This is a genomic window from Actinoplanes hulinensis (assembly GCF_019429605.1).
Classification (GTDB): Bacteria; Actinomycetota; Actinomycetes; order Mycobacteriales; family Micromonosporaceae; genus Actinoplanes; species Actinoplanes campanulatus.
The window spans coordinates 270,207-292,645 of the sequence record NZ_JAHXZI010000003.1 but is presented as its reverse complement, the minus strand read 5'-3'; the positions used below and the strand labels follow the sequence as shown (position 1 = coordinate 292,645).

At 72.0% G+C, this 22,439-nt stretch carries 17 protein-coding genes and 1 pseudogene; 6 read left to right on the top strand and 12 right to left on the bottom strand.

The genetic code is table 11. The features are described from left to right. Nucleotides 1–26: 26 nt before the first annotated feature. The gene (locus KZ829_RS07645) at nucleotides 27–596 is read right to left on the bottom strand and encodes an Rv1733c family protein (protein ID WP_220143132.1); all 570 of its coding nucleotides are present in this window, start codon (nucleotides 594–596) and stop codon (nucleotides 27–29) included. A 108-nt stretch (nucleotides 597–704) separates the two neighbouring features. Between KZ829_RS07645 and KZ829_RS07640 the strand changes: the two genes are divergently transcribed. After that, nucleotides 705–1,199 carry a hypothetical protein gene (locus tag KZ829_RS07640; RefSeq protein WP_220143131.1) on the top strand — a complete coding sequence of 165 codons (495 nt, stop codon included), beginning with the start codon at nucleotides 705–707 and terminating at the stop codon, nucleotides 1,197–1,199. Here the strand turns inward: KZ829_RS07640 and KZ829_RS07635 are convergent. The 4 genes from KZ829_RS07635 to KZ829_RS07620 all read right to left on the bottom strand — a co-directional run bounded on the left by KZ829_RS07635 (nucleotide 1,174) and on the right by KZ829_RS07620 (nucleotide 6,112). Continuing rightward, nucleotides 1,174–1,932, bottom strand: a complete 759-nt coding sequence (locus KZ829_RS07635) for a metallophosphoesterase family protein (protein ID WP_308285376.1) — start codon at nucleotides 1,930–1,932, stop codon at nucleotides 1,174–1,176. The genes KZ829_RS07640 and KZ829_RS07635 overlap by 26 nt on opposite strands. Before the next feature lie 8 nt (nucleotides 1,933–1,940). Beyond that, the gene (locus tag KZ829_RS07630; RefSeq protein ID WP_220143129.1) at nucleotides 1,941–3,161 is read right to left on the bottom strand and encodes an arginine deiminase; all 1,221 of its coding nucleotides are present in this window, start codon (nucleotides 3,159–3,161) and stop codon (nucleotides 1,941–1,943) included. 110 nt (nucleotides 3,162–3,271) lie between these two features. Further along, nucleotides 3,272–4,108, bottom strand: coding sequence for a class II glutamine amidotransferase (locus KZ829_RS07625; RefSeq protein ID WP_220143128.1), 837 nt, complete (start codon nucleotides 4,106–4,108; stop codon nucleotides 3,272–3,274). A 57-nt stretch (nucleotides 4,109–4,165) separates the two neighbouring features. Next, the gene (locus tag KZ829_RS07620; protein ID WP_220143127.1) at nucleotides 4,166–6,112 is read right to left on the bottom strand and encodes a phage holin family protein; all 1,947 of its coding nucleotides are present in this window, start codon (nucleotides 6,110–6,112) and stop codon (nucleotides 4,166–4,168) included. Nucleotides 6,113–6,160: 48 nt separating this feature from the next. On the opposite strand from KZ829_RS07620, the pseudogene KZ829_RS07615 reads away from it, so the two are divergent. Beyond that, nucleotides 6,161–6,994 (top strand): annotated as a pseudogene (locus KZ829_RS07615) (YhjD/YihY/BrkB family envelope integrity protein); the annotation flags it as partial. Nucleotides 6,995–7,075: 81 nt separating this feature from the next. On the opposite strand, the gene KZ829_RS07610 reads toward KZ829_RS07615, so the two are convergent. After that, entirely contained in the window at nucleotides 7,076–7,645 is a 570-nt protein-coding gene (locus tag KZ829_RS07610) for an HdeD family acid-resistance protein (protein WP_220143126.1), read from the bottom strand. A 57-nt stretch (nucleotides 7,646–7,702) separates the two neighbouring features. Then, on the bottom strand, nucleotides 7,703–10,327 hold the full coding sequence (locus KZ829_RS07605; RefSeq protein ID WP_246635229.1) for a winged helix-turn-helix domain-containing protein: 2,625 nt from the start codon (nucleotides 10,325–10,327) through the stop codon (nucleotides 7,703–7,705). Between the two features lie 351 nt (nucleotides 10,328–10,678). Between KZ829_RS07605 and KZ829_RS07600 the strand changes: the two genes are divergently transcribed. After that, entirely contained in the window at nucleotides 10,679–11,140 is a 462-nt protein-coding gene (locus tag KZ829_RS07600; RefSeq protein WP_220143125.1) for a DUF7144 family membrane protein, read from the top strand. 6 nt (nucleotides 11,141–11,146) lie between these two features. On the opposite strand, the gene KZ829_RS07595 is transcribed toward KZ829_RS07600, so the two are convergent. The 5 genes from KZ829_RS07595 to KZ829_RS07575 all read right to left on the bottom strand — a co-directional run bounded on the left by KZ829_RS07595 (nucleotide 11,147) and on the right by KZ829_RS07575 (nucleotide 20,333). Beyond that, nucleotides 11,147–13,795, bottom strand: a complete 2,649-nt coding sequence (locus KZ829_RS07595) for a winged helix-turn-helix domain-containing protein (protein ID WP_308285375.1) — start codon at nucleotides 13,793–13,795, stop codon at nucleotides 11,147–11,149. A 110-nt stretch (nucleotides 13,796–13,905) separates the two neighbouring features. After that, complete coding sequence (locus KZ829_RS07590; protein ID WP_220143124.1) at nucleotides 13,906–15,372, bottom strand: alpha-amylase family protein; 1,467 nt, start codon at nucleotides 15,370–15,372, stop codon at nucleotides 13,906–13,908. Beyond that, a complete protein-coding gene (locus KZ829_RS07585) occupies nucleotides 15,369–18,041 on the bottom strand; it encodes an MGH1-like glycoside hydrolase domain-containing protein (RefSeq protein WP_220143123.1) in 2,673 nt (890 codons plus the stop codon). The genes KZ829_RS07590 and KZ829_RS07585 overlap by 4 nt, the downstream gene beginning before the upstream one ends. Before the next feature lie 30 nt (nucleotides 18,042–18,071). Then, nucleotides 18,072–19,760 (bottom strand): SulP family inorganic anion transporter, encoded by a 1,689-nt coding sequence (locus tag KZ829_RS07580; RefSeq protein ID WP_246635228.1) that lies wholly within the window; start codon nucleotides 19,758–19,760, stop codon nucleotides 18,072–18,074. A 78-nt stretch (nucleotides 19,761–19,838) separates the two neighbouring features. Next, on the bottom strand, nucleotides 19,839–20,333 hold the full coding sequence (locus KZ829_RS07575) for a DUF1269 domain-containing protein (RefSeq protein WP_204294575.1): 495 nt from the start codon (nucleotides 20,331–20,333) through the stop codon (nucleotides 19,839–19,841). Between the two features lie 181 nt (nucleotides 20,334–20,514). On the opposite strand from KZ829_RS07575, the gene KZ829_RS07570 reads away from it, so the two are divergent. Genes KZ829_RS07570 through KZ829_RS07560 form a run of 3 tightly spaced genes read left to right on the top strand, consistent with a single transcriptional unit; the run spans nucleotide 20,515 to nucleotide 22,435 of the window. Next, complete coding sequence (locus KZ829_RS07570; protein ID WP_229794761.1) at nucleotides 20,515–20,760, top strand: DUF8691 family protein; 246 nt, start codon at nucleotides 20,515–20,517, stop codon at nucleotides 20,758–20,760. Between the two features lie 43 nt (nucleotides 20,761–20,803). Next, a complete protein-coding gene (locus tag KZ829_RS07565; protein WP_220143121.1) occupies nucleotides 20,804–21,241 on the top strand; it encodes a DUF7144 family membrane protein in 438 nt (145 codons plus the stop codon). A gap of 51 nt (nucleotides 21,242–21,292) precedes the next feature. Continuing rightward, a complete protein-coding gene (locus KZ829_RS07560) occupies nucleotides 21,293–22,435 on the top strand; it encodes an AI-2E family transporter (protein WP_220143120.1) in 1,143 nt (380 codons plus the stop codon). The last annotated feature ends 4 nt before the right edge of the window (nucleotides 22,436–22,439 follow it).

Sequence of the window (22,439 nt, the reverse complement as noted above, 5' to 3'; positions counted from 1 at the left end):
GGCATCCTCCCGAACGCATGAGGAAACTAGGAACGCAGGTCGCGGCTCCAGCGGGGACCGACCTCGAGCCACTCCTGCTGCCAGGCCCGGGCCCGGTGCCGGTTCAGCAGGATCTGGCCGATCTTGCGCATCCCGTTCAGCGCCGCCGCGGCCAGGACGATCATCACCACCGCGACCAGGCCGGCCTTGGCGACCGGATTGTGGTCGGACGGCGCCTCACGCTGCTGACCACTACGGGTCACCCAGATCGTCACCTTGTCACCGACCCGCTGCGTGGGCGCCACCCCGATCTCGCCGGCGTGGCGGCCGCCGTCCGGCGCGGTCCACCGCGCGCGGGCCGTGCCGGGGGTGGGCACCGCGGTTCCGGCCGCGTCCCCGCTCAGCGACGGCGGCACGGTGACCAGCTCGGCCGACACCTGGAAGGCGTTGCGCCGGTCACGCATCGCCTCGGCGGCCGCGGACTCGTAGGCGCCGCCGGCCGCCCACCAGGCCAGCACCGGTCCGCCCAACAGGAACAGCACGAAAAGGCCCAGCAGCATGCCGGCCTCGACCCGGTCCGAGGCCCGCCACAAGGGGTTGTTCTTCCGGACGAACATCTGTCACCCTCCCTGCCACTCCGGCCGATCATCCGTTGCCACCGGGCCGGGACGGTTCACCCGCACCGGATGAGGATGAGCACGCCCCGGTTCGGCGACGCTTGGGCCATGACCAGATCGATCTGGGTACGGATGCGGCAGAAGGACGAGGAGGCCACCGCCTCCGGTATCTACGGGTTGATCGTCAGTGCGGCGGTGATGGTTACCTCGCACGCCGAAACCGTCATCCAGGTCGAGATCGCCGTCCTGGTCACGCTGACCATCTACTGGCTTGCGGAGCGATTCGCACGCATCGTGGCCGAGCGCATCCACGAGGGACAGCGGCCCCCCTGGCACACGGTACGCCGGCAGCTGACCACCGGCTGGGAGATGATCACCGCGAGCGGCATGCCGCTGATCGTGCTGATCGCGGTTCGCCTGGGCGGCGCGGAGCTCTCCACCGCCGTGCTGGCGGGACTGCTCTGCACCACCGTGCTGCTCTGCATCTCCGGCTGGCTGATGGGCTCGAACGGCCGGCTGAAGCCGATGGAACGGGTGGCCGCCGCACTGGTCGCCGGTTCGTTCGGCGCCGTCCTCGTCATCCTGAAGACACTCCTGCACTGACCCGCACGTGCACCACCCGGCCGACATGCCAGCCGTCCGGGCCGAGATTGCGCTCCCGGACCACGATCTCGCCGCGATCCGCGCTGATCATGCTCCACGAGCAGGACGATCCGCGGACCCGGTGGCTGGTCGTGGTCCCGGCCACCACGAAGACCTGGTGGCCGAGCACCCGGACGTCCGGGACGTGGGTGTGGCCGGCGAGCACCAGGTCGACACGGGCCGCGCGGGCCGCGGCCAGCAGATGGCGCCGGCCGAGCAGGGCGGCGGTCCCGGTGGCCAGCGGCGGGTGGTGCAGCGCGAGCACCCGCACGTCGCCCTGGGGCGCCGCGCCCAGGACGCGGACCACCTCACCGGCCTGGCGGGAGGTGACCCGCCCGTTCTTCCACCGCCACCGCGGCATCGACTGCAGGCCCAGGGCGGTGATTCCGGGGACCTTCCGGACCGGTTCCAGGTCCCCGTCGATCCAGCTCTTCCAGCGATCGTACGGCGTGAGCACACGCCGCCAGTCGGCCAACGGCACGTCGTGGTTGCCGGTGACCGCCAGCACCGGTCCGGGCAGCCGGTCGAGCAGCTCACGTACCTTCCGGAACTCCCGCTCCCGGGCCCGCATGGTGAGGTCCCCGGTGACCACCGTGAGGGCCGGCCGCACCGCCTCCACGTCGGCCGCGATACTCGCCACCGCGACCGGGTCGTGCGCCCCGAGATGCAGATCGGACAGGTGCGCGATGATCACCGGCGGCCTCATCGGACGGCGTCCCGTTCGATCGGGCAGGCCAGGCAGCGGGGCCCGGACCGGCCCCGGCCGAGTTCGCCGCCGGCCACGGTGATCACTTCGATCCCCTGGCGGCGCAGGTAGGTGTTGGTGGTGACGTTGCGCTCGTAGCCGACGATCACCCCGGGCTCCAGGACCAGGAAGTCGCTGCCGTCGTCCCACTGCTCCCGCTGCGCGGCCCGCAGCTCCCCGCCGGTCTCCAGCACGTACGGCTTGTCGATGCCGAGGGTCTCGGCGAGGGTGGTGAACAGGTCGGCGTTGCGGTCCACCCGCAGCCCGTCCGGTCCCTCACCGGGCTCCACCGTCCACGACCGCAGCGGCCCGTCCAGGTAGGGGTACATCACGAAGGTGTCGCGGTTGACCATCGTCATGAGCGTGTCGAGGTGCTCGACGCCAGACGAGCGCGGCAGCTCGACGGCGATCACCCGGGTCGCCGTGCCGCCGGCGAACAGTCCGCGGGCCAGGTTCTCCACGCCCATCGCGGTGGACCGCTCGCCCACCCCGGCCATCACGGTGCCGCGGCCGAGCACGTGGATGTCGCCGCCCTCCACGGTGGCCGGCTGGTGCGGGCGGTCGTCGCCGCCGTACCAGACGGTGATGTCGGCGAGGGCGAACATCGGGTGGAAGCGGTAGACGGCGGCGCAGTGCACCGTCTCGCGCAGCCGGGCCGGCGAGGCCATCGGGTTGATGCTGACCCCGTCGTGGATCCAGGCCGAGTTGTCCCGCTGGAACAGGTGGCCGGGCAGCGGGTCGAGCACGAAGTCGTCGGCGTTCATCAGCTCCCAGCGGAGGCTGTTCACGGTGAACCCGGCCAGCTCGCTCTTGAGCACCCCGCCGATCAGGTAGTCGGCCAGGCGGTCGCTGTCGGCCTGCTCGGCCAGCCGCCGCAGGGGGCCGGCCAGCGTCGGCCCGGCGGTGTCGCCGGTGATGACCCGGTCGAGGATCCAGGAGCGCGCCCGGGGGATGGCCAGCACGTCGGTGAGCAGGCTGCCGAGATAGTGCACCCGGACACCGTGGCCGCGCAGCGTCGCGGCGAAGGCGTCGTGCTCCTCCCGTGCCCGCCGGGCCCACCGGATGTCCCCGCGCAGCAGGTCGGTGTCGCCGGGGCGCAGCCGGCCGAGCTCGACACCGGGGCGGTGGAGGATCACCTGCCGTAATCGGCCGATCTCGGAGCCGACGTGGAAGGACATGTGCTACCCCCGGGATCTACGGTTCGGACAGCCGTGCCGGAAGCCTCTGGCAAACCGGCTGGTCGGGGCATCACTCCGGCCGGATGAACATCGAATGTACGCCTCGCGGGTCACGGTCCGGCGGGCTCGAAACGTCCCAGTTCGTCCTGCCCCTTCTGGATGATGCCGTAGCTGGACTCGGGCACCGGCTGCCAGGCGCCCTCCATCTCGCCGAGCGGCTCGGAGACGATCAGCCGGGTCTCCTCGGACAGCCCGCGCAGGGTCGCGACCTCCGGGTGCAGCGCCCGCAGCGCGGTCATGTCGGTGCTGTAGTAGAGCGAGCGACTGCGGCCCTCGCTGGAGTACCGGAAGGTCCAGATCCGGTCGCCGTCGGTGGTGCCGACGGTCATCTGGAGCGGGTCCGGCACCCCGTGCCGGTGGGCCACCGACTCGATCAGCCCGGCCATCCGCTCCACGGCGGCGACCGGGCGGTCCCGCAGCCCGTACGTGATGGCCAGGTGGAACATCACCTCGGAGTCGGTGGAGCCGGCCATCCACGGGTACAGCTCGGGGTCGACGGCGAGCACCAGGTCCCGTTTGAGCCGGGCGAACTCCCGGATCGACCCGTTGTGCACCCACAGCCAGTTCTGGAACCGGAACGGGTGGCAGTTGCTCTGCTGCACCGGGGTGCCGGTGCTGGCCCGGATGTGCGCCAGGAACAGCGGCGAGCTGGTGGCGTGAGCGAGTTCCCGCAGGTTGACGTCGCTCCACGCCGGGCCGACCGCCCGGAACAGCGCCGGCTCGCCGACGGCGTCCACCGGGTACCAGCCGACGCCCACACCGTCGCCGTTGGTGGTCTCCACCCCCTCGCGCGAATGCTGACTCTGGTCGATCAGCGAGTAGCGGGGCCGGTAGAGCAGGTCTTCGAGTCGGATGGGCGTACCGGAGTAGGCCAGCCAACGGCACATGACAAGTCCTCCAGGGTCGGTGGCGGCCATCCTGGCCGTACCGCCCGGGTGCCGGGCTCACCCCTCGCGGATGAGGTCCGCCGACTTCCGGCAGCCGACCTGCTCCAGCCAGCCGACCAGCACCCGGTGCACGGCGTCGGCGCCGGCCAGTTCGGCCGGGACGGTCAGGGTCCGCGGGTGGATGAGCATCGGCCGGCTCTGCGCCCCGCCCATCCCGCCGTGACAGCCGATCAGCTCCTCGAACGCGGCGACCTCCTGCGACACCGGGTCGAACAGACTGTTGATCAGCAGGTCGCCGGTGTTCGCGAGGCCGTCGTGGCGGCGCAGGTCGTCGGCGGCCCGCGGGCCGAACCCGAGCAGCGGGTCCAGCCCCTCGACGTGGTCGTCGGCGAGCCGTCGCCGGCCGGCCCGGCCCAGCACGATCGGCCCGTCGGCGCGGGAACGGACCATCACCCAGCCGATCCCGGGATGACCGGTGAGCCCGGCCAGCAGCGCGGGATAGCGTTCCTCGATCTCCTCGAGCGGAACCCGGCCGGGCACCCGGGCGAAGTAGACCAGCGCCAGGTTGCCGCCCGCCGCGACCACGATCTCCTCACCGGCCGGCCGCCCGGGAACCTCGTCGTACCGTGGGGTGTCGCGGCTCAGCCCGGCCCGCAGCACCTTGGCCCGGCCCTTCTGCTCGTTCTCCTCCGGGACTGCCACCCCGCCCACCGCGGTCAGCCGTCTGATCAGCTCCTCCAGGCGGACGCCGTAACGCTGCTCGAAGGTGGCGCCCTGGCTCTGCCCGTGATCGGAGAGCACCACCAGGTGGTACGGCCGGGGCGCGGCCGCCGCCACCTCCTCCAGGGTGGCGAGCACCCCGTCGATGCCCTCCAGCGCGGCCAGTGACTCCGGCCGGGCCGGGCCGGCGTGGTGGGCGATCTCGTCGTAGTCGACGAAGTCGCAGAACACCACCGGGGCGCCGCGCATCATCTGCTCGGCGAGGACGGCCAGATTCAGGTGCCGCAGCAGCACGTTGGTGGCGCCGCGCAGCAGCACGTACCGCCAGTCCCGGCGCATCCGCGGGATCACCTGGCGCACCCGTTGCCGCCGGGCCTGGTGCAGCTCCTTGACGATCTCACCGACGGTCAGCACCAGCGACCGGGTCAGACCGAACGGGTCGAGCAGGTACGCGCTCAGGTAACGGGCCGGGCCGTTCTGCTTGGCCGGGACCGTGCTCATGGTGAGCAGCGAGGTCGGGGCGTCGCCGGAGAAGACGTTGCTGACGCTGACCCCGCCCTCGGCCAGCAGCCCGCGACCGTCCGAGCAGCGGGACTCGACCATGGCGCTGTCGGCCGGCTGGTTGGTCACCACGAGGCGGCCGGTGGTCTTCTCGTACCAGCGGAAGGCCGGAACCTGATCGCTCGCGCCGTGCAGCAGCCCCGCCTGGCTGGCCGGCGTGGTCGCCGGAAGCTGGGCGTGCCATTCGGTCAGCGTGTGGCTGCCGGTGCTCAGCCACCGGCCCAGCGTGGGCAGGTTCCCGGCGTGGATCGCCCACCGGGCCAGCGGGGCGGACAGCCCGTCGATCTGGATGAACAGGACGCCCGGGGTCTCGGTCGGCGGCACACTGCGCCGGAAGTGCCGGTTCACCCGCAGCAGGTGCTGGGTGGCCACCCCCGGCTGGCCCGCGGTGATCACCCAGAGCCCGATGCTCATCAGGACCGCGCCGAGCCAGGAGGCCCAGAAGGCGGGCCAGAACCCGTCCACGTGCACGCCCGGGGTGAGCCACAGGGCCAGGTAGACCAGCAGCGACTGGGCCACGAGCCAGCCGAGCACCACGCCCGGCCACCCGATCGCGGACAGCACACGGACCAGCGCCGGGCGCAGGGCGGCGCCGAGCAGACCGACCAGGATCGCGGCGGTCAGGACGGCGAGGCCGTTGTCGGCCGAGATCCCGGGCAGGACCCCGATCACGACACCGACCACCGCCGTGCCGAGCAGTATGGTCACCAACACGCGCACCATGGGTGTCAGTGTCGGCGTGGCTCATGGGGGCGGCCCCATCCGTACCGGATGAGGCTGACCGGCCGCCCGCGCCCCGACCATGAGCGGGTGACAGAGCCCGACCGCGCCTTCACTCCCGGACGGATTCTCGCCGCCGTGCCGGACCGGCTGCGGCCCCGTGCGGCACTGCTGCTCGGCCATCAGACCGCTGTCGTGCTGCTGCGCACCGCCGGCGAGCTGGTCCGGGTGCAGATCTTCGACCGGTCGATGACGCTGGCCGCGCAGGCCTTCACGTCGATCTTCCCATTGCTGATCATGTTAGGCGCGTTGTTCGGCGGCCAGGCCCGGGATCACCTCGAATCCCTGGTACGGCTGCCGGCATCCAGCACCCGCCTGATCGACGAGGCGCTCGCCGGCAGCCGCAGCAACGCGTTCGGGGTGTTCGGCAGCCTCATCGTGATCCTGTCGGCGACCGGGCTGGCCCGGGCGCTGGTTCGCGCGTACCGGGCGACCTGGGCGGTGCCCGGCCGCCGGGTCGGCGCGCGGGCCACCGCCTGGCAGATCGGCAGCGTGCTGATTCTGGCCGCCTTCCTGGTCGTGGTACGCCTCCTCAGTGGCCTGGCCGGGCGGGCGCTGACCCCGGTGATCGCGGGCACGATCCTGACGCTGCTCGCCGACGTCGCGCTGGCCGCGCTGCTGCCGCGCATCCTGCTCGGCCCGGCGGTGGGCCGGCTCCGGCTGCTGCTGACCGGCGTCGTCTTCGGCGCGATCATGCTCGCCGTCCGGCCCGCCGGGCACCTCTACCTGCCCCGCGCGCTGGAGTCCAGTTCCCAGCGGTACGGCACGATCGGCCTGGCGTTCACCTACATCGGCTGGCTGTACGTGCTGTCGTTCTGCCTGCTGCTGTCCGCGGTGGCCGGCGGAATCCTCGCCGACCTCGGGGCGGAGCGCTTCACCCGAGCGACCGGCCGGGCCGGCCGCTGGTCAGGACGACTTACGCAGGTAAAGGGCCAGTCCGACCTCGGCCAGACCGGTCAGCAGGCTGCCGGCGCCGGTCAGCAGGACCAGGGTGCCGAGCGACAGCGACGGCGTGAGCACGAAGACGATTCCGATGATCATGGACAGCGCCCCGACGATGATCAGGGCGGCCCGCATCGGACCGTGCGCGGTGGCCGCGCCGATCAGCAGGGCCAGGCCGCTGAGGATCCAGGTGGTCGCGAAGATGACCGCGAGGACGGCCAGGCCGGTCACCAGGTTCCGCAGGCAGACTAGACCGCCGATCAGCACGATGACGCCGACGATCCCGGACAGCACACTCCGGGCCACACCGGCGCCGGTCGGCAGGAAGGCGCCGATGATCTGGGCCAGCCCACCGAAGAAGAGCCAGATGCCGGTGAGCGCGACCATGATCCGCAGGGAGATGTCCGGCCAGATGAGTACGGTGAGGCCGAGCGCGATCGCGAGCAGGCCGGTGATCAGCAGCGTCCACCAGGGGAACGGCTGCCGGCGTACCTCGACGATGGGGTCGGGCCAGGTTTGTTCCACGTCGGTCATGGGGTGAGCGTGGGAGACGGCCGCCGCCACGGCATCACCCGACACGGATGAGGGTTCTCAGAGCAGTCCGGCCTGCCGGGCCAGCACCACCGCCTCACGGCGACGACCGGCGCCCAGCTTGCGGTAGATGGACCGCATGTGCGCCTTCACCGTGTTGACCGAGATGCTCAGGTTGACGGCGATCTCCCCGGCCGTGAGCACGGTCGGCAGGTATTGCAGGACGTCGAGCTCACGCTCGCTGAGCGGCCCGGCCGCCTGTCCCGCGCCGAGCATCGGGATCTCACCGGTGATCTCGCCGAGGACGCCGTCGCCGGCCGAGCCGCGCAGCTCGGTCAGCCACTGCTGGCGCTCGGCCAGCACCAGCACCCGGTGCGCGTCGTAGCGGCGGAACGGCCGCCGGATCCGCTCCGGTTCGGCGGCGGCCAGCGCGCGGGCCAGCGCCTCGCTGGACACGGCGCTGCGGCCCTGGGTGTCGGCGGCGAGGGCGGACAGCAGCCAGGCGCCGACCGCGGCGATCCGGTCGGCCCCGCCCCGGACCCGGGCGAGCAGCGGTTCGGCGGCGGTCAGGTTGCCGGTGGCGAGGTAGGCGCGGGCCAGGCAGACCTGTTCGGCGGCGATCAGGTCGGACTGTCCGGCGTACCGGATCAGGACGCCGGCGGCGTCGCCGAGCGCGAGCCGGATCTCCGCCCCGGCCAGGGCGATCAGCCGGTCCGCGAAGGGCGCCACCATCGGCGGCCCGGCCTCGGCGCGGATCTGCGCGAGCAGGGTACGGGCGCCGGCCGCCTCGCCCCGGTCCAGCGTGAGGCGGACCCGGACCAGTCCGGCCAGCACCGAAATGGCGGCCTCCGGGACCTCACCGAGGGCGTGCAGTCCCTGCCGCAGCGCCTCCTCGGCCTCCGGCTCCCGGCCCCGCTCCGCCTCGATCAGCGCCCGGGCCAGGTAGGCCGGCGCGACCGTGGACCGGTGCTCCGCGTCGATACGGCGGGCCAGCGCGATCGCCGTCTCGGCGTGCTCCTCGGCCTCGCCCGGTGAACCCTGCAGGAACGCCAGGCAGGCCAGCATGGCGAACGCGTTGACCTCGATGTACGGCGTGCCGGCGGTCCGGGCCGCGGTGGCCGCCGCCCACAGGTACCGGTCGGCGTGGTCGAGACGGCCGGTCCACAGCCAGGCGGCGCCCTTGTTGTTCAGCGCCGCGGCCCGGTACTGCGACAGCGACGGCGCCTGCTCCCAGGTCAGCCGGGACAGCTGAGCGAGCAGGGCGGTGGAGGCGCTGGCCAGGCGCGGCATGTCGCCGTGCCATCGGATGACGGCGCCGGTCTCCAGCACGGCGAGCGCCGTCTCGGTCTCCGCCCGCAGCGGCGACGCCGGCCGCTGGGCGATCAGCGCGCGGGCGTGCGCCATCCGGCGGGCCACGGCCGCCAGCTCGCCCCGGGCGAACGACAGGACGACCGCGCAGACCGCCATCTCCGGGCTGGTCGGCAGCAGGGCCGGCGGGATGCGGCCGAGCAGTTCCAGGAACTGGGGACGGTCCGCCGAGGTGTAGAGCGGCACGCCGCGCTCGACGACCAGGGCGGCCAGCAGATTCCAGTCCTCGGCGGCCGCCGCGTGGGTGAGCGAGGTCAGCGCGTCACCCTGGCCGGCGTGCCAGCGGGCCACGGCGCGATGCAGCCGGGCGGGCGCGTCCGGCCACAGCTCGCCGAGCCGGTGGCGCAGCGCGGCGCGGACCATCGGGTGGTACCGGAACCACCGGCCGCCGGCCGGTTCCAGGAACAGCTTCTCCCGGACCAGCTTCTCCAGCATGCGATGGCCGCCGGCGCCCCCGGTCAGGGCATCCGCCAGCTCGCCGCAGATCCGGTCCGGCACGCTGGTCCGCAGCAGGAAGGTCCGGACCTCGGCGGGCTGTGCGTCCAGCACCTCCCGGCTCAGGTACTCCCCCACCGCGTCCTCGCCGCCGTTCGCGGTGCCGGCGGCCAGCCGCAGGCCGGCGCCCCAGCCCTCGGCGCGGCGCACCAGCTCCGCGAGCCGCTCCGGCGGCAGCGCCCGGCCGAGCAGGGCGAGCAGCTCGGTGGCCTCCTCCAGACCGAAGCCGAGCTCGGCGGCGCGGATCTCGGTGAGGTCGCCGCTCATCCGCAGCCGGTGCAGGCTCAGGTCCGGCTCGCGACGGCTGAGCAACACGAAGCGCAACCGCTTGGGGGTGGCGCCGAGTAGTCCGGCCAGGCTGGTGAGCACCCGGGGGTCGGCGACCTCGTGCAGGTCGTCGAGCACCACGACGACCGGCACCTCGGCCGCGGTCACCGCCTCGGCGAAGGCCCGGCGCGGGTCGGCCCCGGTGCCGTCGCCGTCGCCGTCGCCGTCGCCGTCGCCGTCGCCGGTGACGGTCACCCCGGCGGTGGCCAGCGACCGGTTGAGATCGGCCCAGAAGGCGTACGGGTCGTCGTGCCGCTCGTCGAGGGTGAGCCACGCGACCGGCCCGGAGAGAGAACGGGCGGTCGCCCAGGTGGCGGTGAGCACGGTCTTGCCCCAGCCGGGCCCGGCGCAGATCAGGGTGACGGCCCGGCGGACCCCCACGTCCAGGGCCTCGACGAGACGTCCCCGCCAGACCAGGCCGGTGGGCAGGCGGGGCGGAAGGTTGTGGTTTACCGCTATCGGAACGGTCGAACGGGTAGTGGCCTGATCTCGCATATCGCCCCCAGTCGCTCGGAACGCACGGTGAACCGGACCGCTCGCGAAGCGGTCGTCCCCGAACTGACCCGGCCATCGGATTCCCGCCGATCGAGCGCGGGCCCCCACACGCGCTCAGCGGCCGGGAACGAATCAGGTGGGTCCCAGCTGTCCGGGGCCTACCGAAACACACGGCGTACACATCGGGCAACCATGCGTATTCGCGCCAGGAGCGGAAGAAAGCCGTTTCCGCAGCGTGCAAGTTGCACGTGCGCTGCGGATCTCATCCGCCGCGTGCGAGGCGCGAGACCGCCACCGGCAAGCACTCTGAGCTTCCGGAACACCATCCGGATTCACAGGAGGGACTCGACGATGACACTTGATCACCGCGGCGATCCGGTACGCAGGGAGGCGCCGACCAGGGAATCGCCCGCGCCGGAAGCCGACACCTGGATCGGGCTGGTGGTGTTCGCCGGGGTCATGCTGCTCGCGCTGGGTGTCTTCCAGGTCATGGAGGGCTTCACGGCGCTGCTGCACGGCGAGGCGTACCTGGTGAACGCGGAGGGCATGCTGATCGAGCCGAACCCGGTGATGTGGGGCTGGACGCATCTGTTCTTCGGTCTGGTCAGTGGGGCGGCCGGGGTCGGCGTCCTGCTCGGGCAGACGTGGGCGCGCGTCGTCGGCGTGGCCTTCACCGCCTTCGGCGCGATGGTCCACTTCCTCTTCCTGGCCGCCGCGCCGTTCTGGTCCGGCATCCTGATCTGCATGCAGGTGCTGGTCATCTATGCCCTCTGCGCGCACGGCGGCGAGGTCCGCCGCGCCCGGCACGAGTAGACCCGTTCAGATCAACCGCAGGGCGCGCGCCCGGCGTACCGCTTCGTTACGCCGGGACGCGGAGAGTTTCCGCAGGATGCTGCGAACGTGGGTCTTCACCGTGTTGACCGAGACGTACATCGAGGCGGCGATCTCCTCGGTCGGCAGCATCTCGGCCATGCCGCGCAGCACGTCCAGCTCCCGCTTGCTGAGCTGCTCCACCACGACCGGGTCGGTGACCGGGCCGTCGGCGGTGGCCGCGCCCGGACTCAGCGCCCGGTACTGCACGATCAGCCGGTCGTCGTCGCGCAGCAGCCGCCGCAGTTCGCTCCACACCTGGTGCACCGGCCGCCGGTACGATTCCGGCCCGGCCACCCGCAGCGCCCGCCGCAACGCCTCGCGCGCTCCCACGGTGTCGTCCTGGCCGTCCGCCAGCATGGCCAGCAGCAGCCACGCGTCCAGCGCGACCGGCGCGGGGACCCCGGCCGCGTCGGCGACCGTCCGGGCCACCTCGTGCGCCGCCCCCGCCTGCCCCTGGGCCAGCAGCAGCGCGGCCCGGGCCACCGCCACGTCCGCGGCGGGCGAGTCGGTCCAGCCGTCGAGCAGGCCACTCGCCTCGTTCACCCGGCCGCCCGCGATCAGCAGGCGGGACAGGTTCACGGCGATCTCCCGGCTCAGCCAGCGCGGCGTCCCGGAGACACCCTCGCGGGCCGCGGCCAGCACGTTGGACGCCTGCCGCAGCTCCCCACGGGTCTGTAGCCGGCGGGCCCGGACCAGAGCGTACGCGGCCGGGCCGGGCCCGGTCGTGCCGTTGGCGCAGAGGTGCTGCGCGGCCCGCAGCCGGCGGTCGGCGGTCTCGATGTCGTAGCGCTCCAGCGCCACCCAGGCCAGCGCCACCTCGGCGGCGGCCGGCCAGCGGTCCTTGCCGAGCCCACGCCGGGTGGCCAGCTCGATCGCCTGGCGGGCGCTCGCCTCGGCCCGGGCCAGCCGGCCGCGGTGTGCCTCGATCAGCGCCAGGTTCTCCAGGGAGGAGATCCGCACCGGCTCGGCGCCGGCCGCGGTCACGGCGGCCGCCTCGGCCAGCACCGTGGCCGCCTCGTCGACGTCGCCGCTGCCGCTGCGGGCCAGGCCCTCGGCGGCGAGCAGCAGCATCCGCAACTCGGGGTGCCGGGCCAGCCGGTCGGCGGGCGCCACCGACAGGAAGGTGCGGGCGACCGGCGCCAGATGGGCGACCTGCTCCGGGTCGGCCCCGTCGGCGAGCAGCAGCAGCCGCATCAGGAAGCAGGAGGCGGTCAGGCCGGCGCCGCCGTCGGCGCCCCGCACGCTGAGCAGCTTGCTCGCGTGGGTGAACTGCTCGGCGGCCCGCGCGTGGTCGCCGTCGCCGTGCGCCATGGCGGCCCGGATCATCAGCGTCTCGGGTTCTTCGAGGTGTGCGGGCATGCCCGCGAACAGCGCGCCCAGCCGGCCGCCACCGCCCTCGATGACCAGCGCGCCGAGGGCGAAGTCCTCGATCACCATGGTGGCCGCGCCGGCCCAGTCCCCGGCCTGGGCGGCGTGCCCGACCGCCTCGGCCAGCTGCCCGTGCGCGACCAGCCAGGCGGCGGCCCGCCGGTGCAGCACCGCCACCTCCTCCGGCTCGGTCCAGGCCAGCTGGGCGCGCAGCAGCTCGGCGAAGAGGCGGTGGTAGCGGTACACCTCGGCGCCCGCCCCGACCGGCTGGATGAAGGCGTTCTCCCGGGTGAGCGTGGCCAGCAGCCGGGCGGCGTCGGGCCGCTCGGTGACCGCGCCGGCCAGGTCCGGGGTGAAGGCGTCCAGCACACTGGTCTCCAGCAGGAAACGCCGCACCTGCGGAGGCTGGATCCGCAGCACCTCGCCGATGAAGTACTCGGCGATCGTGGACTCGTCCCCCGAGATGGTCTGCACGAGCCGGCCCGGGTCGGCGCTGCCCTGCATGGCGCAGGCGCAGAGCCGGATCCCGGCGGCCCAGCCCTCGGTGTGCTCGAGCAGCACCGCCGTGTCGTCCGCGCCCAGGTCGACGCCGTGCAGCCGGAGCAGGGTGGTGGCCTCGGCCGAGGTGAAGGCGAGATCGGCGGTACGCAGCTCGTGCAGCTCACCGGCGAGGCGGTACCGGTAGAGCGGTAGCGGCGGGTCCCAGCGTCCGGTGAGGACGACCCGCAGATTGTCCACATGGCTCAGCAGGAACTCCAGCCCGGACGCCCACTCCGGCCCGGGCAGCTGGGAGGCGCCGTCCAGGATCAGGACGATGTCGGTGGGGTGGTCCGCGACGGCCGCGGCCAGGCGGCCCAGGACGGCGCGGGTGACGGCGCCGTCGGCGATCGAGGGCACCTGCACCCCGCTCCGGCGCAGCCCCTCGGCGACGTACGTCCAGAAGGTCGACGCCTGCTCGTCACCCTCTTCGAGAGTGATCCAGGCGACCGGCCGATCACCGGCCTGGGCGCGCGCCCAGGCGGCCAGCAGCTGGGTCTTTCCGCTGCCGGCCACGCCGGTCACCAGGGTGACCGGGCCCGCGACCCCCTCGGTGACCCGGTCGAGGAGCCCCGGCCGGGACACCATGAACGGTGGCGCGGCCGGGACCACGAACTTGGAGGCGAGCAACGCGCTGGCCTGGTCCGATCCATATGTCCTGGGTGGATCCACGATCAGTTCTATCGACACGTGCTACCTCCAAGAGCCACCCCGTTTGATCTCTCGTTCAGACTTTCTCGCTCACCCGCTCAGCACATCGTTCGGATCGGATAATCCCGTGACCCTCAGTGTCGACGTCATTAACGGAACGTAAGCAGATGAAAATCCCACGGAAGAAGATCCACATACAGCCCGGATTCGGCCAGTTCGTCACCGTCCCTCGTGAACACCCGGCCGTCCAGGAGATCGGCCAGCTCCCAGGACCGTCCGGCGAGGTCCGGCCACGGCGCCTCCACCCGCCCCTGGGCCGGCCGGCCCCCGAAGTTGATCACGACGAGGTGCCGCCGCTCCCCGTCGCGCCACGACCAGGCCAGCAGGTCGTGGTGGGACGGGTTGTCCGGCCAGCCCCGCGCCTCCACGGTGTGCCAGTCGCCCCCGCGGACCGTGTCGGCGGCCGACAGCAGCCGCCGGTGGAAGTCGCGCGACTCCGGGTCGTCCGGCTCGTCCGGGAACCGGGCCAGGAAGACCGGCAGCCGGGTGCGCCGCCCGTCGAACTGGCCGTCGTGCCAGAGCGTGGCGCCCGGCAGGGTGGCGATCGCCACGGCCGCGGCCCGGCCCCGCCCGCCCGGCAGCGTCGCGGCGGCCCGCGGCTCGTCGTGGTTCTCCAGGAACCGCACCAGGCCGTCCTGGAAGTCGCGGCCCGCCGCCAGATGCTTGCGCAGCGACCCGGCGTCCTCGTGTGCCAGCCGGTCGTAGAGCCGCTTGTCGTAACAGAAGTCGAAACCCTGCTGTTGCAGGGTCCACTCCATGTCCCAGTACGCCTCGGCGATCAGCACGAGGCCCGGATGCCGGGCGCGGACCCGGGCGAAGACCTCCGGCCAGAACTCCTCCTCCGGCGCCGGCCCCACCCACCTCCCCCAGGTACGGGCGAACACCTCGTTGGTGAACAACATCGCCATGTCGCAGCGGATCCCGTCGCACTGGTCGCCGATGTCGCCCAGCACCATCGCCGTGGCGTCCCGCAGCCCCGGGTCGAACGCGTTGAGCTGGGCCACGTCCGGCCACGGCGGGAAGAACGGGTCCCGGCCGTGCGCCAGCACCTGCTCGCCCGCGCTGAACCAGCCCCGCGGGTCGGCGGCCAGGTCCTCGTCCGAGCCCCGGACGAACCACTCCGGATTCAGCGAGACCGCCGGGTGGTCGGGCGCCACGTGGTTGGGCACGTAGTCGAGGATCAGCCGGACTCCCCGCCCACGCAGAGCCGCCCGGGCCGCCGCGAGCCCGGCCGGCCCGCCCAGCCGCCCGTCGGTGCGGTAGCGGCGCACGCAGTACGGCGAGCCGACCACGTCCTCCGGCGCCAGGTCGGGCAGCGCCTCCCGGAACGACCGTTGCAGATCCTCGTTGTGCTGAGCCAGGGCCAGACCGGCGGGACTGCGCTCCCAGACGCCCATCAGCCACACCGCGTCGACCCCGGGCACCGCGATCTCGTCCCACACCTCGCCGGGCACGTCGGCGAGCGTGACCGGGCGGCCGTAGCGCCGGCTCAACCCGGTCAGCCACGGCCAGGTGCCGATCTCGTAGATCACCGGAGTGTCCGGCCACCTGCTCAACGGTCCTCCTCCTCCACCTGGGCCCGCCGCAGCACCCCGGCCATGCCCTCGAGGAGCAGGTCCGGGCCGGACAGGCCGGCGAAGACGTTCGGGAACACGGCCACCAGACCGGTCCAGCCGGTCTGATGGGTGGCTCCCAGGCCGGCCCCGTTGTCGCCGTGGAAGTACTCAGCGAAGGTGATCAGGGTCTTCCAGTGCTCCGTGGTGAAGACCTCCTGGCCACCGTAGCAGGGCCGGCGGCCGTCCGGGCCGGGCAGGAAAATCCTGGTCAACCGACCGGAGATCTCCCGCGCCACCTCGAACAGCGTCATCTTCACCCCGGAGCCGGTCGGGCACTCGACGGTGAACTCGTCGCCGTAGCCGACGTACAGATTCATCAGCGCCCGGACCATCAGGATGTTGGCCGGGAACCAGATCGGCCCGCGCCAGTTGGAGTTGCCGCCGAACATGCCGCTGTCCGACTCCGCCGGCTGGTACGACACCCCGAACGTCTGGTCACCGACCCGGAACTCGAACGGGTGCTCGGCGTGGTGCTTCGACAGCGACCGGATCCCGTACGGGCTGAGGAACTCCTCCTCGTCGAGCAGCCGGGTCAGGATCCGCCGCAGCCGCTGCTCGTCGAAGAGCGCCAGCAGGTGCTCGCCGTGCCGGCCCTGCATCCGGCCCCGGCTCAGCACCGAGGTGACACTGGGGTGCCGGTCCAGGAAGTCCTGGATGCCCTCGATGAGCTGCGGGTAGCGGGCGGTGGTGCCGCTGGAGTACACGGTCGCGGCGGCCAGCGGGAGCAGGCCGACCAGCGAGCGCACCCGCAGCCGCTGGGCGCCGCCGTCGGGCAGCCGAAGCAGGTCGTAGAAGAAGCCGTCCTCCTCGTCCCACATGGCCGCGCTGCCGTGCTCGCGGTTGACCGCCACCGCGATCCAGGCGAAATGCTCGAAGTACTGCTGCGCCTGCTCCAGGTAGACCGGGTCCCGCTGGGACAGCTCCAGCGCGATCGACAGCATGCTCTGGCAGTAGAGGGCCATCCACGCGGTGCCGTCGGCCTGGTCCAGGTAGCCGCCGGTGGGCAGCGGGGCGCTGCGGTCGAACACGCCGATGTTGTCCAGCCCGAGGAAGCCGCCCTGGAAGACGTTGTTGCCGTCGTGGTCCTTCTGGTTCACCCACCAGGTGAAGTTCCGCGCGAGCTTGTGGAAGATCGCCTCCAGCCAGTCGTGGTCGCCCCGGCCGTTGCGGGCCTTGTCCAGCTCGTAGACCAGGTAGGTTGCCCAGGCGTGCACCGGCGGGTTCACGTCGCTGAAGTTCCACTCGTACGCCGGGATCTGGCCGTTGGGATGCAGGTAGCGGCGGCTGAGCAGCAGATCGAGCTGGTCCTTGGCGAAGGACCGGTCGACCACCGCCAGCGCGATCGACTGGAACGCCAGGTCCCACGCCGCGAACCAGGGGTACTCCCACTTGTCCGGCATCGAGATGACGTCGTGGCAGATCATGTGGAACCAGTCGCCGTTGCGGGTCCCCCTGGCGTCCAGCGGGTCGCGGCCGTGCTCGGCGAGCCAGCGCTCCACGTCGTAGCCGAAGTACTGCTTGCTCCACAGCATGCCGGCCAGCGCCTGCCGGGCCACCTGCCGCTCGTCCTCGCCGAGCCGCGGGTCGAGCAGCACGTCGTAGAACTCGTCGGCCTCGGCCCGGCGCCGGTCCACCAGTTCGTCGAAGGCCGTCACGTCGCCGGCGGACGGCCGGTCGGACAGCCGGAACCGGACGGTGACCGAACCGCCGGCCGGCACCTCGGCGTCCACGTCGGCGGCCACCTTCGTGCCGGTGCCGTCCGGGTTCACCGCGCCGGTGTCGCCGTCCACCACGTACCGGTGGAAGGCGTCCTTGCCGTAGCGGCCGGTGCCGGTGGTCTCGTTCTCGGTGAACAGCAGCGGGTGGTCGCCGAGCACCTCGAACCGGCGGGCGCCGAGTTTGTGGTGGACCGCCTCGACGCCGCCGTCGACGGCCCGCAGCGCCGGTTTCGGCTCCGGCCGGTCCCACGACCAGGTGTTGCGGAACCACAGGGTGGGCAGCACGCGCAGCGGCGCGGGCTCCGGGCCCCGGTTGTGCACGGTGATCCGGCCGAGGACGTCCTCCGGGCCGTCCTTGGCGTACTCCACGACGACGTCGAAGTACCGGTCCTCCGCGAAGATCCCGGTGTCCAGCAGCTCGTACTCGTAGTCGCGCCGCCCGCGGTCGCGGTTGGTGACGATCAGATCCTCGTACGGGAACGGCTCCTGCGGGTATTTGTAGACCATCCGCTGGTAGGAGTGGGTGGGGGTGGCGTCGACGTAGAACCAGTACTCCTTGACGTCCTCGCCGTGGTTGCCCTCGGAGTTGGTCAGGCCGAAGAACCGCTCCTTGAGGATCGGGTCCCGGCCGTTCCACAGCGCGACGGCCAGGCAGAGCGACTGCCCGTCGTCGCAGAACCCGGCGATGCCGTCCTCGCCCCACCGGTACGCCCGGGACCGCGCGGCGTCGTGACTGAGATACCCCCAGGCGTCACCGCCCGGGCTGTAGTCCTCGCGGACCGTGCCCCACTGCCGCTCGCTGAGGTACGGTCCCCACTTCCGCCACGGCACGGCGTGGGTGTCGGCGTCGTGGAGGCGCCGCAGCTCGGCGCCCGTCTCGTTGATGGCCATACCGCCAGGCTCGGCCCCGAGGGGCCTCGGTCACTTCCCCCGCCGGGAGTGAAAAGCGGCCACCGCGTCCTCGATCGTCGGGTAGAAGTGCTCCGGGTCGATGGTGCGGGTCAGCTTGTACCGGTCGATCTTGGTCCGCACCGGGTCCTTCATCTCGGCGAACACCAGCGAGATCCCGCGTGCGTTGAGCTCCTCGTCGAGGTCCTCGAGCATGTCGGCCGCGGTGGTGTCGATGTCGGTGATCGGCTCGGCCGCCACCACGATCCACTGCGGCGCCGGCTCGGCGTGCGACAGGTGCCGGATCTCCTCGCGGAACGCGCGGGCGTTCGCGAAGATCAGCGGCGCGTCGAAGCGGAACAGCACCAGCCCCGGGAACCGCACGCCGTCCGGGTAGGAGCGCACGTCGTGGTAGCCGGCCACCCCGTCCGGGCGGCCCAGCTCGGTCGAGTACGGCCACCACAGCCGCCGGAAGACGTTGAGCACCGACAGCGCGACCGCGACCGCGATGCCGGGCAGCACACCCAGCAGCGCCACGCCCAGGAACGCGGCCAGCGCCAGGCTGAACTCCACCCGCCGCTGCCGCCACAGCCGCCGCATCCCGCCCAGGTCGGCCAGCGACAGCGAGGCGGCGATCACCACGGCCGCCAGCATCGGCTGCGGCAGGTTCCGCAGCAGCCCCGGCGCGAGGACCAGCAGCAGCGTGATGGCCGCCGCGCCGACCACGCCGGTCAACTGGCTACGGGCGCCGGACTGGAAGGCCACCGCGGTCCGTGAGCCGCTGGTGCTGACCGGGAAGCCCTGGAACAGTCCGGCCGCCAGGTTGGCCGCCCCGATGCCGGCCATCTCCTGGTTGCCGCGCACCTCCTGCCCGGTACGGGCGGCGAAGGCGGACGCCGTGGAGATGGTGTCGGTGACCGACACCAGGGTGATGCCGAGCGCGCCGGCCGCCAGGATGCCCAGATCCGACCAGTCGATGTGCGGGATGGTCAGCGGCGGGAAGCCCCGCGGCAGCGGCCCGACCACGTCGACGCCGTGGTCGGCCAGCCCGAACACCGACGTCGCCACGGTGGCGCCGAGGACCGCGACCAGAATGCCGGGGACCTTCGGCAGGAAGCGTTGCAGCAGCAGCATGACGGCCAGGCCGCCGGCGCCGATGACCAGCGCCACCGGCAGCGTCTCCCCGGCGGCGACACCGCGTACGAAGCCCACCGCCTCGTCGATCAGCCCGTCGGCGTCGACCGAGAACCCGAACAGCTTCGGCAGCTGCCCGATCAGGATGGTCAGGGCCAGGCCGTTGATGTATCCGATCTGGGTGGGATGCGACAGCAGGTCGGCCACGAATCCGAGTTTCGCGACCGCTGCCACCGTCATCATCACCCCGACCAGCAGGGCGAGCACCGAGGCCAGGGCCACCGCCTTGGCCGGGTCGCCGTCCGCGACGATCAGCGGCAGGACCACCGCGGCGATCATCGGGCCGAGAGACGAGTCCGGGCCGAGGACCAGGATCTTCGACGGCCCGAAGACCGCGTACGCCAGCAGGCACAGGATCGAGGTGTACAACCCGGTGATCGGCGGCAGGCCGGCCAGCTCGGCGTACGCCATGCCCTGCGGCACGAGCAGGGTGGTCAGCACGATCCCGGCCACCAGGTCCTTCGGCAGCCAGGCCGGTTTGTACCCGGCGGCGGCTCTCACTCCCGGCGCCCAGTCGCCGATCGCCATCTCGGGTCCTCTCCGTCCTCTCGTCCTCATATACGACGGACGCCACCCGATCTCGGGCGGCGTCCGGGTCGGGAAACCTTACTGCTGCTCGCCACCGTGCAGGGCGTCCTGGAGCTCGGCCTCGGTCTCCTTCGACAGCGACGACTTGAGCACCGTGCCACCGAACTTGCTGAGCGCCTCCACCGCCTTGTCCGGCGTGACCGCCTCGACCACCAGGAACAGCGCCGACGTGCCCGGCTGCAGCTCCTCGCGGATGCGCTCCTGGAACTCCTTGTTGATGGCGCCCTTGGTCAGCTTGCCGGTGAGGGCGCCGAGGCCGGCGCCGACCGCCATGCCGAGCACCGGGATGAAGAACAGCATCCCGAAGAGCAGACCCCAGAACATGCCCCACGTGGTCCCGCCCGCCACGGCGTGGTGGTTCGTGGTGACGTGGAACTTGCCCTCCTTGTCGCGGATGATCGTCGCGATCGCGTCCGGCTGGATGATCAAATCCTTGGCCAGCCGATTCGCCTCCAGCGACGCCGCCGTCGCCGTGGTCTCGTCGGAATAACCGATGGCTATCAGAATCGCCATGGTCCTCTCCTTCCGTACCCATGTGCTGTCACTGTCGTGCCGCCGCAACGGGGCACTGCGGCGTCCCGATCAGTCAGCCACGGAGCCCGTCGGCATTCCTCATTCCGAGCGGATGAAGTCAGCCGGGGTCACGTCGTGAAAGGTGACTGCTACCGACAGTCACCGGCGGAGGGGGCAGGCCATGCAGGAGCGATACGAGATCCGGGTCCGGGGTTTCCTCGGCCCCCTGCTACGCATGGCGCTGGGCGACCTGCGCTGGCGCACCCTCCCACGACAGAGCACGATCCGCGGCAGGCTCTCGGACGCCGACCTGGAGAAGCTGCTCACCCGTCTGGACCGGTCCGGCGTGGAGGTCGTCTGCCTCCGCCGTCTGACCGGGGTTTCATCCGCCACGGATGGCGTGGCGGCCACCGGTCCCGCCACATGATCGGACCACAACCGGACAACCCCGTTGACGAGGGAGAATAACCATGACCAACACAGAGCCGCGACAGGCGGAGAACTACGCGGCCGCCGGGCGGCGCCAGCCTACCGGCTGGGTGGGGATGGTGGTCTTCGCCGGCGTCATGCTGCTGATGCTCGGCGCATTTCAGGCGATCGAAGGGGTGGTCGCCCTGTTCCGTGAAGACTTCTTTCTGACCACCTCGAACGGCCTTGTCGTGCCGGTGAACTTCACCGCCTACGGCTGGACGCACATCGTGATCGGCCTGATCGCGGTCGGCACCGGGCTCGGCCTCCTCGCGGGCCAGATGTGGGCTCGCGTGGTCGGCGTCATCATCGCCGTGCTCAGCGCGCTGGCCAACCTGGCGTTCCTCCCGGCCTACCCGGTGTGGTCCAGCATCGTGATCGCCATCGACGTTCTGGTGATCTACGCCCTGACCGCGCACGGTCGTGAGATCAAGTACTGACGTTCGCCCGGCCGGGACCGATCGAGGAGGCGGTCCCGGCCGGAGCGGACCATGACCCGCCTGGTCGCCCGGCAGCCGCGGCTCTTGCCGCGGCTCGCCGCGCGTGACCACTACAACGGCCGAGGCGGCCAGGCGGGCCTACCGCGCGGGGTGATCGTTCTGCTCGGCACCGCCTGTCTCGTGGTGGTGGTGGCCGGCCTGCGCGGCGTGTCGGACCTCGTCGGACCGGTCTTCCTGGCACTCATGCTCGCGGTGACGGTCAGCCCGCTCACCGAGTGGATGCGCCGCCACCGCGCACCGTCCTGGGTGGCCATGACCGTCACCGTGCTGACCGTCTACGTGGGACTGTTCGCACTCGGCGGGGCGCTGCTGGTCTCGGTGTCCCAGCTGATCGACCTGCTTCCGCAGTACCAGGCCCAGTTCGCGGGCATCCGCGAGGACCTGGTCCAGACTCTCAGCTCGTTCGGCATCGAGGTCGAGCAGGTGCGGTCCGCGGTCTCCGGCGCCGACGCCGGCACCGTGCTGGACCTGGTCGGATCCCTCTTCGGCGGTCTGGCCTCGATCCTGTCCGACTCGATCTTCCTGCTGGCCGTGCTGCTGTTCATGTGCATCGACGCGGTGGAATTCCCGGCCCGGCTGCGGGGCACCGTCGCGGAACGCCCGCAGGTGGTCGGGGCACTGCGCTCGTTCGCCCAGGGCACCCGGCGCTACCTGCTGGTGTGCACGGTGTTCGGGCTGATCGTGGCGGTGTTCGACGTGGCGCTGCTGTGGTGGCTCGGCATCCCGCTGCCGCTGCTGTGGGGCCTGCTGTCGTTCATCACCAACTACATCCCGAACATCGGTTTCATCATCGGGTTGGTGCCACCGGCCCTGCTCGGCCTGCTCCAGGGCGGCCCCGACCTGATGCTGGCCGTGATCGCGCTCTACTGCGTGGTCAACTTCATCATCCAGTCGATCATCCAGCCCAAGATCGTGGGCGACGCGGTCGGCCTCTCCGCCACCGTCTCGTTCCTGTCGCTGATCTTCTGGGCCTGGGTGCTGGGCGCGCTCGGCGCACTGCTGGCCATCCCGCTGACCCTGCTCGCCAAGGGCCTGCTGGTGGACATCGACCCGTCGACCCGCTGGATCAACGACCTGCTCGCCGGCGGACCCCCCGGCGAGAAACGGACCCGTTCGGGACGGCCCCGTCCCTGACCCC